The sequence below is a fragment of the Thalassospira sp. CH_XMU1420-2 genome, from assembly GCF_037029325.1.
GTDB lineage: Bacteria > Pseudomonadota > Alphaproteobacteria > Rhodospirillales > Thalassospiraceae > Thalassospira > Thalassospira povalilytica.
The window spans coordinates 252,394-265,176 of sequence record NZ_JAYMEG010000005.1 but is presented as its reverse complement, the minus strand read 5'-3'; the positions used below and the strand labels follow the sequence as shown (position 1 = coordinate 265,176).

Here is a 12,783-nt window from a genome sequence, read left to right as displayed (position 1 = left end):
GCAATCAGCGAACGGGGGGGGGGGAAGTTGCTTTCGCCGATCACCGGGTTGGCATGGATCGTCAGATCAGTGCGTTGACATCAGGCAACTGATGGCAAGGCCACTGCTTCGACATTGGCAATCGCACGTTCCATGGCTTCCTCGGCATTTACCGCAAAGCCCGACGCGTCGATCACTTCAACATCGGAGATACCGACAAAAGCAAGAACCTGCTTAAGATACGGGGTTGCGAAGTCAGCCGGGCTGTTGACCGGCACGCCGCCGGTGGCAACCACCAGATAGGCTTTCTTGCCGCTCAGCAGGCCAACCGGGCCGTTTTCGGTGTATTGGAAGGTCACGCCAACACGTGCAATCAGGTCAACCCAGGCCTTAAGGGTCGAAGGCACGCTGAAGTTATACATCGGCGCGCCGATGACGATAACGTCGGCGGCCTGAACTTCGGCAACCATTTTGTCGGAAACGGCAATCACGTCCTTCTGTGCGTCGGAACGGGACTCTTCGGGGGTGTAGAAAGCGCCAACGGTTTCACCGGTCAGTGCAGTGATTTCCGCGTCATTGGCATCACGCTCAACGACTTTGGCGGACGGATCAGCAGCGACAATGCGCGCAATCAGTTTGGATGCGATCTGGCGGGAGTTGGAATTCTCACCATTCACAGATGCATTCACGTGCAGAATATTGGTCATTTGAGGTCTCCAAAAGCGTGTTCGTTTGTTGACCTGAACCTAACCTGTTCCCTGTTCGGTGTTTATCCCGATACTGGTCACCAGATTGTTTCCAAAATGACGCCATGCAGCATCAGTTCTTGTCCCGCTTTTGTTGCCGTTCCTGACGCAATCGATCGAAATACTCGACCCGTTTTTTCAGATCGCGTTCAAAACCGCGTTCGACCGGCTCATAGAAATTCTGCCGGCGCATGCCTTCGGGGAAATAGTTCTGCCCGGAAAAACCGTCTTCCTGATCATGGTCATAGGCATATCCGGTCCCGTACCCGATATCCTTCATCAGTTTGGTCGGCGCATTCAGGATATGGGCCGGCGGCATCAGAGACCCGGTTTCACGCGCAATCTTGAGCGATTTCTTATAGGCCGAATATCCGGCATTCGATTTCGGCGCCAGTGCGAGATAAATCACCGCCTGCGCCAGGGCTAGCTCGCCTTCCGGGCTGCCAAGCCGTTCATAGGATTCCCAGGCACCGATGCAAAATTGCTGGGCCTGCGGGTCGGCAAGGCCGATATCCTCGACCGCCATGCGGGTCAGACGACGGGCAACGAATTTGGGGTCTTCGCCCCCGGCCAGCATGCGGTTGAACCAGTAAAGGGCCGCATCCGGGTCCGAACCGCGAATGGATTTATGCAATGCACTGATCAGGTTGTAATGACTGTCATCGCCCTTGTCATAGATCGGCATGCGCTTTTGCACGGTGCGCGCCAGTTCGGCCACACCCAGCGGGCCATCATCGCTGGTGTCGCTGGGCGGCATGGAAAACAGTTCTTCGGCAAGGTTCAGCAAATAGCGCCCGTCCCCGTCGGCCATGGCACGCAAGGTTTCGCGGGCCTCGGGCGTTACCGGAAGATCAAACCCCATTTCCTTTTCGGACCGCACCAGAAGTTCTTCAAGCCCCTGATCATCGAGGCGTTTGAGAACAAGCACCTGACAGCGCGACAACAGGGCGGCATTCAGCTCGAATGACGGGTTTTCGGTTGTCGCACCGATCAGGGTGATGGTGCCATCTTCGACATAGGGCAGGAAACTGTCCTGCTGGGCCTTGTTGAAACGATGGATTTCATCAATGAACAACAGGGTTGCACCACCGGTTGACCGGCGGCCACGGGCGCGTTCAAACACCTTGCGCAGGTCCGACACCCCCGAAAAGATCGCCGAAAGCGGTTCAAACGCCATGTCGGCAACATCGGCCATCAGACGCGCCAATGTCGTTTTGCCGCAGCCGGGCGGCCCCCACAGAATGACCGAGGGCACCCGCCCGGTTTTGATCATGCGCGTGATCGGACCGTCATCGCCAAACAGATGCCCCTGCCCGACCACCTCGTCAAGCTTGGCGGGGCGCAGTCTGTCGGCCAAGGGCCGGGTTACCTGACTTTCAAACAGGGATGGCATGAACGGTCTTCTCGTTACGGGTGGCGGTTACAGGGTAAACTCGCCTGTCAAAACCTTGCCATCGCGTTTGACCGCGATTTTCCAGTCCCGACCGCGCTGGCCTGCTTTGACAACTTCCTTCAGGCGGGCGACCGAGTCAATCTTCTGACCATTGATTTCAACAATATAATCCCCGGCCTGAAGTCGTGCACGCCGCGCCAGACTGTCACGGGCAATGCCAAGGATCACCACCCCTTCGCTCAGTGTATCAACGCCAAGCTCATCGGCCAGTGCCGGGTTCATATTGGCAACCTTTGCGCCGCTGAACGGGTTGGTGCCTTCGATCACGCTTTCATCGCGTGCCGGTTCTTCCGGGGCGACTTCAAGCGGCATCGACAGGATGGTTTCCTTGCCACGGCGCAGCACCGTCAGCTTGGCACTGCCATCAAGTTCCAGTGTCGCGATCCGGAATTTGAGTTCATTGGGATTGTCGACCGGAAGTCCATTGACCGCCACAACCACATCCCCGGCCAGCAGACCGCCACGCTGGGCCGGGCTGCCATCACGGATCGCACTGATCAAAACACCGTGGGGACGATCAAGTTCAAGCGAAGTTGCAAGATCGGCCGTCACTGCCTGACCGGTGGCCCCAATCCACGGGCGGCGCAAATCGCCACTGATCAGGCCGCGCATCACAACCTTGACCATATTGACCGGCACGGCAAACCCGATGCCGTTTGATCCGCCCGATTTGGTAAAGATCGCCGAATTGACCCCGATCAGCTTGCCATCAATATCAATCAGCGCCCCGCCCGAGTTGCCCGGGTTGATCGCGGCATCGGTCTGGATAAAGGACTGATAATCCTGTCCGGTCACACCGGCCCGTGCAAGGGCCGAGACAATCCCGCTGGTCACCGTCTGGCCAACCCCGAACGGGTTACCGATGGCAAGAACAAGATCACCGACTTCGACCGCATCGGAATCTCCGAAACTGATCGCTGGCAATGCGGTTTCAACCCCGCGCAATTTCAGAACGGCCAGATCGGTACGTTCATCCGACCCGACAAGATCGGCATCAAATTCGCGGTTGTCATGCAGCACAACACGAATTTCGCTGGCACCATCAATCACATGATGGTTGGTCACAATCGTCCCGTCACCCGAAACAATCACCCCGGATCCGAGCGAACGTTCAACCCGCTGGCGCGGTGCCCCGAACGCACCGCCAAACCGTTCGCCAAAGAACTGCTTGAAGAACGGATCATTGAAGAACGGGGTGCGCTGGCGCTGCTCGACCACCTTTTTGGTATAGATATTGACCACTGCCGGGGCCGTCTGTTTGACCAGTGGCGAGAAAGACATCTTGATCTCGGCCTGGCTGGTGGGCAGGCGCCTGTCGTCATTCTGGATATTGTTCTGGGCATGTGCCGGGTTCAGGGAACCGGCAACCGAACCAAGGGCCAGAACGGCGATTGTGAAAATGGTGGGAATCCATCTTGCCTGCACGACACACTCTCTCTTTTTCGTCAAACAGTTCGGGGATGCGACCGCATTCCGCGTAGCAAATGCTCAATTAGGAAAACAAGGACTGCCGCGCAACCTTGGCAGAAATATGAACAATGTCACAGCCTTGCGAGATTGTCTCCTGACCGGGCCATCGAGGGATTGCAAAGCGCCAAAAGAAAACGGGCGACACCGTATGGCATCGCCCGTTTCTGTTTCTTAAAGGCCGAAGCGTTGCTTATTCAGCAGTTGCTTCTTCGCCTTCGCCCTCTGCTTCGAGGCGAGCGCGGTCAGCCGCGCCTTTTGCTTCGACGTTGCGATCGACAAGTTCGATCACAGCCACCGGAGCCGCATCGCCGTAACGGAAGCCAGCCTTGAGAACGCGGGTGTAACCACCGGAACGCTCTTTGTAGCGGTCAGCGATTTCGCCGAACAGCTTGGCAACGACTTTATCGTCACGCAGGATCGAAATAGCCTGACGGCGTGCATGCAGGTCGCCCCGCTTGCCCAGCGTAATCAGTTTTTCGACATACGGGCGAAGATCCTTGGCCTTCGGAAGAGTGGTTTTGATCTGCTCGTGGGTGAGCAGCGAAACTGCCATGTTGGCAAACATCGCCTTACGATGGGACGAAGTACGATTAAGCTTACGGCCTTGCATACCGTGACGCATGGTAACTCTCCTAAATAGCCTGGCTTCGCTCACGAAACCGATTGTAAAACCGCGCCGCCACCCTGATCACTTTATGCAAAGGTCAGGTCATGCACGTGCGGTGTGGGCAACTCGCCCGCCGGATGCCCAAACAACTGGGTTATCCGGTTTGGAACAGGGATGTTCCGATAACGGCCCGAAGGCCGAAGACCCGTTCTTAGAACGGATCTTCGAACTTGCGAGCAAGTTCTTCGATGTTTTCCGGCGGCCAACCGCCGACTTCCATACCGAGATGCAGGCCCATCTGAGCCAGCACGTCTTTGATTTCGTTCAGCGACTTACGGCCGAAGTTCGGCGTACGCAGCATTTCTGCTTCGGTCTTCTGAACAAGATCACCGATATAGATGATGTTGTCGTTCTTCAGGCAGTTAGCCGAACGTACCGACAGTTCAAGCTCGTCAACCTTACGAAGAAGGTTACGGTTGAACGGCAGTTCGTCTTCTTTCTTCTCTTCGACAACCGCTTCCGGCTCTTCGAAGTTGACGAACAGAGACAGCTGGTCCTGAAGGATACGGGCAGCAAGTGCAACCGAATCTTCCGGGGTCAGTGCGCCGTTGGTTTCAACGGTCAGCGACAGCTTGTCAAAATCGGTATCCTGACCAACACGGGTGTTTTCCACCTTGTAGGCCACTTTACGGATCGGGCTGAAGATCGCATCGATCGGAATAAGACCGATCGGCGCATCCGAAGAGCTGTGTGCGCTGGCTGCGACATAGCCTTTACCGTTATCAACGGTAAATTCGATGTTCAGCGTAGCACCATCGTCAAGATGGCAAAGTTCGAGATCCGGGTTAAGGATTTCGATATCAGCGCCGGTTTCGATCTGACCTGCGGTGACGGCACCCGGGCCGGTCGCCTTCAAGGTCATTTTCTTCGGACCTTCTGCATGCATACGCACGCCCATGGTCTTGATGTTCAGGATGATGTCGGTAACATCTTCACGCACACCCGGAATCGACGAAAATTCGTGCAATACACCGTCGATCTGGATCGCAGTCACCGCCGAACCCTGGAGCGACGACAGCAGAATGCGACGCAGCGCGTTACCCAGAGTCTGACCAAAACCGCGCTCCAGCGGTTCCGCCACGATCGTACCGATGCGGCTGGCATCTGTACCCGGAGTAACATCAAGCTTCGTCGGCTTAATCAGTTCCTGCCAGTTCTTTTGAATCACGAGACCCACCTTCGCAACTGGAGCCTATGGTAAGGAGGACAAAAATCTGCCCTCGCGAGAAACGCGAAGGGGCCCGGCGTATCCGGGCCCAAACGCGGGGTCGTCCGCAAAGATCGACGCGATTAGACGCGACGACGTTTACGCGGACGGCAACCGTTGTGCGGAATCGGCGTTACGTCTTTGATCGACGTAATGGTGAAACCGACAGCCTGAAGCGCACGCAGTGCAGATTCACGTCCCGAACCCGGGCCTTTAACCTGTACTTCGAGGGTTTTCATGCCGTGTTCAGCAGCTTTTTTACCTGCGTCTTCGGCAGCCATCTGTGCAGCATACGGAGTCGATTTACGCGAACCGCGGAAACCCATACCACCAGCGGTCGACCAGGAAATGGTGTTACCCTGAACGTCGGTGATGGTGATCATGGTGTTGTTGAAGGTCGCGTTTACGTGCGCGATACCATTCGTAATGTTCTTGCGCTCGCGGCGACGGACGCGAGTCTGAGGAGCTTTCGCCATTGTCGTTCCCCTACCTTACTTCTTCTTGCCAGCAATCGGCTTAGCCGGGCCCTTACGGGTGCGAGCGTTGGTGTGGGTACGCTGACCGCGTACCGGGAGACCGCGACGATGACGGAGACCGCGGTAGCAGCCCAGATCCATCAGACGTTTAATGTTCATTGCGGTTTCACGACGAAGGTCGCCTTCAACGGTGTAATCAGCGTCGATGACTTCGCGAACCTTGAGAACCTGGTCATCAGAAAGCTGATGAACGCGGGTTGCTGCTTCGATTCCGACCTTTTCGCAAATTTCTTTAGCTTTCGCCGGGCCAATGCCGGTGATGTAGGTAAGCGCAATCACGACGCGCTTCGCGGTCGGGATATTTACGCCAGCAATACGAGCCACTGTGTGAGACTCCTGTTTCCTGTTAACAAACCCAAGGGCAGATCCGGTAGGGTAGAGCGTTGCAAAAGCGGGCCAGCATCACTGCCAACCCGCAAGCAAAAAGCGCCCTGCCCGGGAAATTACCCCAGGATGGCTTCAATCTCGCGCGTAACTTCGTCGATTTCGGCCATCCCGTCAACTGTTTTCAGCTTACCGACCTTTTCATAGTAAGGAATGATCGGTGCTGTCTGCTTGTGATAAGCTTCCAGTCGCGATGTGACCGTCTCGGCGTTGTCATCCGCACGGCGTTTGAATTCAGTGCCGCCACATACGTCGCAGACACCTTCTTCAGCGGGTTTCTGGAACTCGTCGTGATAGCCCTGCCCGCATTTTGCACAGGTATAGCGGCCGACAATGCGGGCCACCAGTGCTGCGTCATCGACGCGCAGTTCAATCACATAGTCAAGTGCCAGACCTTTGGCTTCCAGCATGATGTCCAGGGCTTCTGCCTGGGCAGTCGTGCGCGGGAAACCGTCCAGAATGAAACCGCCTTTGGTATCATCCTGGTCAAGTCGTTCGGAAATCAGACCGATCATCAGATCGTCAGATACGAGCTGCCCCGCATCCATGACTTCCTTTGCCTTCAATCCCAGTTCCGTTCCGGCAGAAACTGCCGCGCGGAGCATGTCACCAGTCGAAAGCTGGATCATGCCGCGTCCCGTTTCGAGACGCTTGGCCTGGGTGCCTTTCCCTGCACCGGGAGGGCCAAGAAGGATAATGTTCATTGTCGTCCCCCTGAATTCCGTGGCCGCTCTTATCGGCGGCGACCACGCAGTTTGGATTTCTTGATCAGGCCTTCATACTGATGCGCCAGCATATGAGACTGGATCTGAGCAACGGTATCCATGGTTACCGTGACTACGATCAGGAGGCTAGTCCCACCAAAGTAGAAGGGCACAGACCATTCCGCGATCAGCAGTTCCGGCAGGATACAGACGAATGCGAGATACGCTGCACCGATCACCGTCAGGCGGGTCAGGATGAAATCAAGATAGTTCGCGGTATTTTTACCCGGACGGATGCCCGGAATAAAGCCACCGTGTTTCTTCAGGTTGTCTGCCGTATCTTCCGGGTTGAACACAACCGCGGTGTAGAAGAAGGCAAAGAAGACGATCAGACCGATATAAAGCGCGATATAGAGCGGCTGGCCACGGCCAAGCAATGCGGTCGCAGTCGTCAGCCATTCCGGCGCATTGCCACCAGCGGTGAACTGTGCAACCGACAGCGGCATCAGCAGAAGCGAGCTTGCAAAGATCGGCGGGATAACACCGGCAGTGTTGATCTTGAGCGGCAGGTGCGAGCTCTGACCTTCCATGACCTTCATGCCGACCTGGCGTTTCGGGTACTGGATCAGAACACGGCGCTGCGCACGTTCAACAAAGACGATGAAGGCAATAACAGCAACCGCCAGAATGATGATTGCAACAATCACCAGAGCGGAAATCGCGCCGGTACGGCCCAGTTCCAGGGTGCCGGCAATCGCGCTGGGCAGCCCGGCGACAATACCGGTAAAGATGATCAGCGAAATGCCGTTACCGATGCCGCGCTGGGTGATCTGTTCACCAAGCCACATCAGGAACATGGTGCCACCGACCAGCGTCACAACAGCGGTAAAGCGGAAGAACATGCCCGGATCATGAACAGCAGCACCGGTCGAACCGGTCATGCTTTCAAGACCAACAGCAATGCCCCATGCCTGAACCGTTGCGATCAGCACCGTCAGATAGCGGGTATATTGATTAATCTTTTTACGACCCTGCTCGCCTTCTTTCTTGAGCTGCTCAAGAGACGGCGAAACAGTCGTCATCAACTGAATGATAATGGAGGCCGAGATATACGGCATGATATTCAGCGCAAAGATCGTCATACGACCCAGCGCACCACCGGCGAACATGTCAAACATGCCCAGAACGCCGCCCGCATTCTGACGGAAAATGTCAGCAAGAATGGACGGGTCAACACCAGGAACCGGAATATAGGTTCCAAGACGGTAAACAATAAGCGCGCCCAAAGTGAACCAGATACGCTTTTTAAGCTCGGTCGACTTTGAAAAAGCAGACCAATTCAGGTTCGCGGCAAGCTGCTCGGCGGCGGATGCCATGCACTCATCTCCCAATACACATAAACTGGAGGGTCCGGTCCCGTAAATTAATGGAACCGGACCCTCACGAAGTCATTCTAGCTTATTCTGCGTTATCTGCAGCGACCGGAGCAAGAACCTTGACCGAGCCACCGACTTTCTCAACAGCTTCGACAGCTGCTTTGGAAGCACCGGAGATCTCGATGTTCAGTTTCGCTTTCAGTTCGCCTTTAGCAAGAAGGCGCAGACCGTCTTTCTGCGGACGGGCAAGACCTTTTTCCGCAAGAACAGCGATGGTGACATTTGCACCTTCTTCAAGAACACCGTTATCAACGGCGGTCTGAAGGGTACCAAGGTTCACAACACCGAACTGTTTCTTGAACGGGTTTTTGAAGCCGCGTTTCGGAAGACGGCGATAGACCGGCATCTGCCCGCCTTCGAAGCCATTGATGGCTACACCTGAACGGGACTTCTGACCCTTCTGACCTGCGCCAGAAGTTTTGCCTTTGCCCGAACCGATGCCGCGACCGACGCGGGTGCGCGCCTTGCGGGCACCCGGGTTATCGGCAAGTTCGTTGAGTTTCATCGTTCAACACCTTTTCGATCTGGGGTCAATCAAGCCTCGTCCACACGGACGAGGTGCTTGACCTTTGCGATCATACCGCGAACAGCTGGGGTATCTTCCAGCTCACGAGTCCGGTGCAGTTTGTTCAGGCCAAGACCAACAAGGGTCTGGCGCTGATCAGCCGGACGTCCGATCGGCGAACCCGTCTGGGTAACGCGAACGGTCGCTTCTTTCTTAGCAGCCATATCGAATTACTCCTTTTCGAGAACGGCGGCAGCAGCCGAACCGCTATCGCGACGGGCAACGACGTCACCGACTTTCAGGCCACGCTTTGCAGCGACCTGACGCGGGGATGCACCGTTGACCAGAGCGTCAAGGGTTGCGCGGATCACGTTATGCGGGTTGTTCGAACCGGTACATTTGGACACAACGTCCTGAACGCCCATGGTTTCGAAGACCGCACGCATCGCACCGCCGGCGATGATACCGGTACCAGCCGGAGCCGAGCGAAGGATAACCTTGCCTGCACCGAAATGGCCCTGCGTATCATGGTGAAGGGTACGACCTTCACGAAGCGGAACGCGGATCATGTTGCGTTTAGCAGCTTCGGTAGCCTTGCGGATCGCTTCCGGAACTTCACGGGCTTTACCCGTGCCGTATCCGACGCGACCGCGCTGGTCACCGACAACTACCATTGCGGAGAAAGCAAAGCGACGACCGCCCTTAACGACTTTCGCGACGCGGTTGATACCAACCAGCTTGTCGACGAGTTCGTTTTCTTCACGGGCTTTCGGTGCCTGCTGCTGTTGATTCTGGTTACGTGCCATGGTCGTGCTCCTTAGAAGTCCAGACCGCCCTCACGGGCGGCATCGGCCAGAGCTTTCACCCGGCCATGGAACAGATACCCGCCACGATCGAAAACGACCGTTTTCACACCAGCTTTCACTGCGCGCTCGGCAATGGCTTTGCCAACCAGAGCAGCGGCTTCGGCATTGCTGCCTTTCGCCTTCAGATCTTTTTCGGCGGTCGAAGCTGCTACCAGGGTGGTACCAGCGACGTCGTCGATGATCTGTGCATAGATGTGAGCGTTCGAACGGTGCACGCTGAGGCGCGGGCGACCGGCCGCTTTCTGGCGGATCGCAAAACGAACGCGACGCTTGCGGCGTTCGAAAAGGCTTCTCACGTTTTTCATCGTGCCAGTCCTTACTTCTTCTTGCCTTCTTTGCGCAAGATATACTCGCCTTCGTAGCGGACACCTTTGCCTTTGTAAGGCTCCGGACCGCGCCAGCCGCGTGCATTTGCAGCGAACTGACCGACAAGCTGTTTATCTGCGCCAGAGATGGCGATAAGGGTCGGCTTTTCAGCAACGACGTTCAGACCCGCAGGGATCTCCATTTCAACGTCGTGTGAGAAGCCAAGCTGCAGAACCAGGTTCTTACCCTGTACCTGCGCACGGTAACCAACACCGGTGATTTCCAGTTTCTTGGTGAACCCTTCCGAAACCCCGGTGACGAGGTTGGCGATATTCGCACGGGTGGTACCCCAAAGGGCACGGGCGCGCTTGCTATCGTTGTTCGGTTTCACGAAGATCTGGTTATCTTCCTGGGTGACGGATACGTCCGAGGTCAGAGGCAGGTTAAGCTCACCGAGCTTGCCCTTTGCACTGATCTGCTCTTCGGTCAAGGTGATGGTAACGCCGCTAGGCACGACCACCGGATTTTTTCCTACTCGCGACATCGTTGGCTCCCCTTAGAATACTTTGCAGAGGATTTCGCCGCCGACATTCTGCTCGCGAGCTTCCTGATCCGAGAGAACCCCTTTCGGAGTGGACAGGACTGCGATGCCGAGACCGTTGTATACTTTCGGAAGATCTTTGATCTTCGAGTATACGCGACGGCCCGGGGTCGAGACGCGGTCGATCTGCTTGATCACTGCATCGCCCTCAAAATATTTGAGTTCGATGGTGATTTCGCTGACGCCCTTGCGAATTTCATTAACGTTATAACCGCGGATGTAACCTTCGCGCTGGAGAACATCCAGCACACCGGTACGCAGTTTCGAAGCCGGCGAGACAACGCTGGATTTACCAACGCGCTGACCGTTACGGATACGCGTGAGCATATCACCGACTGGATCAGTCATCGACATGTGATGTCCTCCTTACCAGCTCGACTTCACCATGCCCGGAATCTGACCACGCGAAGCAAGTTCACGAAGGGCGATACGGGACAGGCGGAATTTGCGATAGACACCGCGCGGACGACCGGATACCTGGCAGCGAATACGCTGACGGATACGAGCCGAGTTACGCGGCAGCTGGGCGAGTTTCATCACAGCCACGATACGATCCTCAGGGGACGTCTCGCGATTTGCGATAACCGCTTTGAGGGCGGCACGCTTGGCAGCATAGCGCTTTGCCAGGCGTTCACGTTTGAGTTCACGCTCTACTGAGCTTTTCTTGGCCATGGGCCAACCTCCGTTAGTTTCCGAACGGAAGATCAAAACCCTTAAGAAGGGCAAGAGCTTCGGCGTCGGACTTAGCCGTGGTACAAATGATAATGTCCATCCCGCGGACAGAGTCGACTTTGTCATACTCTACTTCAGGAAAGACGAACTGTTCCTTCAAGCCCATGGCAAAGTTGCCACGGCCATCGAAGGATTTTTTGTTCAGGCCGCGGAAGTCACGAACGCGCGGAAGCGCGATGGTGACCAGGCGGTCCAGGAACTCAAACATACGGTCGCGACGCAGGGTCACTTTACAACCGATGTTCATACCTTCACGCAGCTTGAAAGCCGCTACCGACTTTTTCGCTTTGGTGAAGACAGGCTTCTGACCGGTGATTGCAGCGAGATCCGCAGCAGCACCTTCCAGCTTTTTGCGATCCTGGGTGGCGTCGCCGACACCCATGTTGATCACGATCTTTTCGAGGCGCGGAATCTCCATGGTGTTCTCGTAGGAGAACTCCTTCTGGAGTGCGTCACGCACCACTTCTTTGTAATGTTCGCGCAGGCGCGTCATTTTTCCGTCCCTCAGTTGTCGATGACTTCGCCGCTGAGCTTCGCGAAGCGAACCTTGCGACCGTCATCGAGGGTCTTGAAACCGACGCGGGTCGGCTTGTTTTCTTTCGGGTCGACAATCGCGATGTTGGAAACAGCAATTTTTGCTTCCTTCTCGACGATGCCACCGGCATCAGCACCGGTCGGGCGCTGGTGACGTTTCACCAGATTGATGCCCGATACCAGAACCTTGTTCTCGGCCGGGAAAGCGGCGAGAACCTCGCCGGTCTTCCCTTTGTCTTTACCCGTCAGAACAATGACGCGGTCGCCCTTTTTAATCTTGGCAGCCATTACAGCACCTCCGGAGCGAGCGAAATGATCTTCATGTAACCTTTGGAACGAAGTTCGCGGGTTACCGGGCCAAAAATACGCGTGCCGATCGGCTCGCCGTTCGCATTAATGAGAACGGCAGCGTTGCGGTCAAAGCGGATCGCCGAGCCATCGGCACGACGGATTTCCTTTGCGGTGCGAACGATGACAGCTTTGTGAACTGCACCCTTCTTTACGCGACCGCGCGGGATGGCTTCCTTGACGGAAACCACGATAACATCACCAACGTGAGCGGTTTTGCGCTTCGAGCCGCCCAGCACCTTGATGCACTGGACGCGGCGAGCGCCGCTGTTGTCGGCGACGTCCAGATTGGACTGCATCTGGATCATG

19 protein-coding genes are annotated in these 12,783 nt (G+C 56.1%); all 19 read right to left on the bottom strand.

Annotated features, from left to right (window positions below; genetic code table 11):
- Positions 1-80 precede the first annotated feature (80 nt).
- The 19 genes from WA429_RS16600 to rplN all read right to left on the bottom strand — a co-directional run bounded on the left by WA429_RS16600 (position 81) and on the right by rplN (position 12,782).
- Positions 81-686 (bottom strand): FMN-dependent NADH-azoreductase, encoded by a 606-nt coding sequence (locus WA429_RS16600; protein ID WP_068518251.1) that lies wholly within the window; start codon positions 684-686, stop codon positions 81-83.
- A gap of 112 nt (positions 687-798) precedes the next feature.
- Entirely contained in the window at positions 799-2,118 is a 1,320-nt protein-coding gene (locus tag WA429_RS16595; RefSeq protein WP_101247953.1) for a replication-associated recombination protein A, read from the bottom strand.
- Positions 2,119-2,145: 27 nt separating this feature from the next.
- Positions 2,146-3,603 carry a DegQ family serine endoprotease gene (locus WA429_RS16590; protein ID WP_101247952.1) on the bottom strand — a complete coding sequence of 486 codons (1,458 nt, stop codon included), beginning with the start codon at positions 3,601-3,603 and terminating at the stop codon, positions 2,146-2,148.
- Positions 3,604-3,838: 235 nt separating this feature from the next.
- Positions 3,839-4,270 carry a 50S ribosomal protein L17 gene (gene rplQ / locus WA429_RS16585; RefSeq protein WP_287466318.1) on the bottom strand — a complete coding sequence of 144 codons (432 nt, stop codon included), beginning with the start codon at positions 4,268-4,270 and terminating at the stop codon, positions 3,839-3,841.
- 196 nt (positions 4,271-4,466) lie between these two features.
- A complete protein-coding gene (locus tag WA429_RS16580; protein ID WP_068518255.1) occupies positions 4,467-5,483 on the bottom strand; it encodes a DNA-directed RNA polymerase subunit alpha in 1,017 nt (338 codons plus the stop codon).
- A gap of 122 nt (positions 5,484-5,605) precedes the next feature.
- A complete protein-coding gene (rpsK, locus tag WA429_RS16575) occupies positions 5,606-5,998 on the bottom strand; it encodes a 30S ribosomal protein S11 (protein ID WP_044828432.1) in 393 nt (130 codons plus the stop codon).
- 15 nt (positions 5,999-6,013) lie between these two features.
- Complete coding sequence (gene rpsM / locus WA429_RS16570; protein WP_068518256.1) at positions 6,014-6,382, bottom strand: 30S ribosomal protein S13; 369 nt, start codon at positions 6,380-6,382, stop codon at positions 6,014-6,016.
- A gap of 119 nt (positions 6,383-6,501) precedes the next feature.
- Positions 6,502-7,146, bottom strand: a complete 645-nt coding sequence (locus WA429_RS16565; protein ID WP_068518257.1) for an adenylate kinase — start codon at positions 7,144-7,146, stop codon at positions 6,502-6,504.
- Between the two features lie 29 nt (positions 7,147-7,175).
- Positions 7,176-8,522 (bottom strand): preprotein translocase subunit SecY, encoded by a 1,347-nt coding sequence (gene secY, locus WA429_RS16560; RefSeq protein ID WP_068518258.1) that lies wholly within the window; start codon positions 8,520-8,522, stop codon positions 7,176-7,178.
- Between the two features lie 82 nt (positions 8,523-8,604).
- On the bottom strand, positions 8,605-9,087 hold the full coding sequence (gene rplO / locus WA429_RS16555) for a 50S ribosomal protein L15 (protein ID WP_101247950.1): 483 nt from the start codon (positions 9,085-9,087) through the stop codon (positions 8,605-8,607).
- A gap of 29 nt (positions 9,088-9,116) precedes the next feature.
- Positions 9,117-9,311, bottom strand: coding sequence for a 50S ribosomal protein L30 (gene rpmD, locus WA429_RS16550; RefSeq protein WP_287466317.1), 195 nt, complete (start codon positions 9,309-9,311; stop codon positions 9,117-9,119).
- A 6-nt stretch (positions 9,312-9,317) separates the two neighbouring features.
- Entirely contained in the window at positions 9,318-9,893 is a 576-nt protein-coding gene (gene rpsE / locus WA429_RS16545) for a 30S ribosomal protein S5 (protein WP_008892191.1), read from the bottom strand.
- 11 nt (positions 9,894-9,904) lie between these two features.
- Positions 9,905-10,258 carry a 50S ribosomal protein L18 gene (gene rplR, locus WA429_RS16540; RefSeq protein ID WP_068518260.1) on the bottom strand — a complete coding sequence of 118 codons (354 nt, stop codon included), beginning with the start codon at positions 10,256-10,258 and terminating at the stop codon, positions 9,905-9,907.
- An 11-nt stretch (positions 10,259-10,269) separates the two neighbouring features.
- Positions 10,270-10,803 (bottom strand): 50S ribosomal protein L6, encoded by a 534-nt coding sequence (gene rplF / locus WA429_RS16535; protein ID WP_068518261.1) that lies wholly within the window; start codon positions 10,801-10,803, stop codon positions 10,270-10,272.
- Positions 10,804-10,815: 12 nt separating this feature from the next.
- Positions 10,816-11,214 carry a 30S ribosomal protein S8 gene (gene rpsH / locus WA429_RS16530; protein WP_068518262.1) on the bottom strand — a complete coding sequence of 133 codons (399 nt, stop codon included), beginning with the start codon at positions 11,212-11,214 and terminating at the stop codon, positions 10,816-10,818.
- Positions 11,215-11,226: 12 nt separating this feature from the next.
- A complete protein-coding gene (gene rpsN, locus WA429_RS16525) occupies positions 11,227-11,532 on the bottom strand; it encodes a 30S ribosomal protein S14 (RefSeq protein ID WP_068518263.1) in 306 nt (101 codons plus the stop codon).
- Between the two features lie 13 nt (positions 11,533-11,545).
- Positions 11,546-12,085 carry a 50S ribosomal protein L5 gene (gene rplE / locus WA429_RS16520; RefSeq protein ID WP_068518264.1) on the bottom strand — a complete coding sequence of 180 codons (540 nt, stop codon included), beginning with the start codon at positions 12,083-12,085 and terminating at the stop codon, positions 11,546-11,548.
- A gap of 11 nt (positions 12,086-12,096) precedes the next feature.
- On the bottom strand, positions 12,097-12,414 hold the full coding sequence (gene rplX, locus WA429_RS16515; RefSeq protein ID WP_068518265.1) for a 50S ribosomal protein L24: 318 nt from the start codon (positions 12,412-12,414) through the stop codon (positions 12,097-12,099).
- Entirely contained in the window at positions 12,414-12,782 is a 369-nt protein-coding gene (gene rplN, locus WA429_RS16510; protein ID WP_033067181.1) for a 50S ribosomal protein L14, read from the bottom strand. Before rplN ends, rplX begins: the two co-directional genes overlap by 1 nt.
- Between the last annotated feature and the right edge of the window lies 1 nt (position 12,783).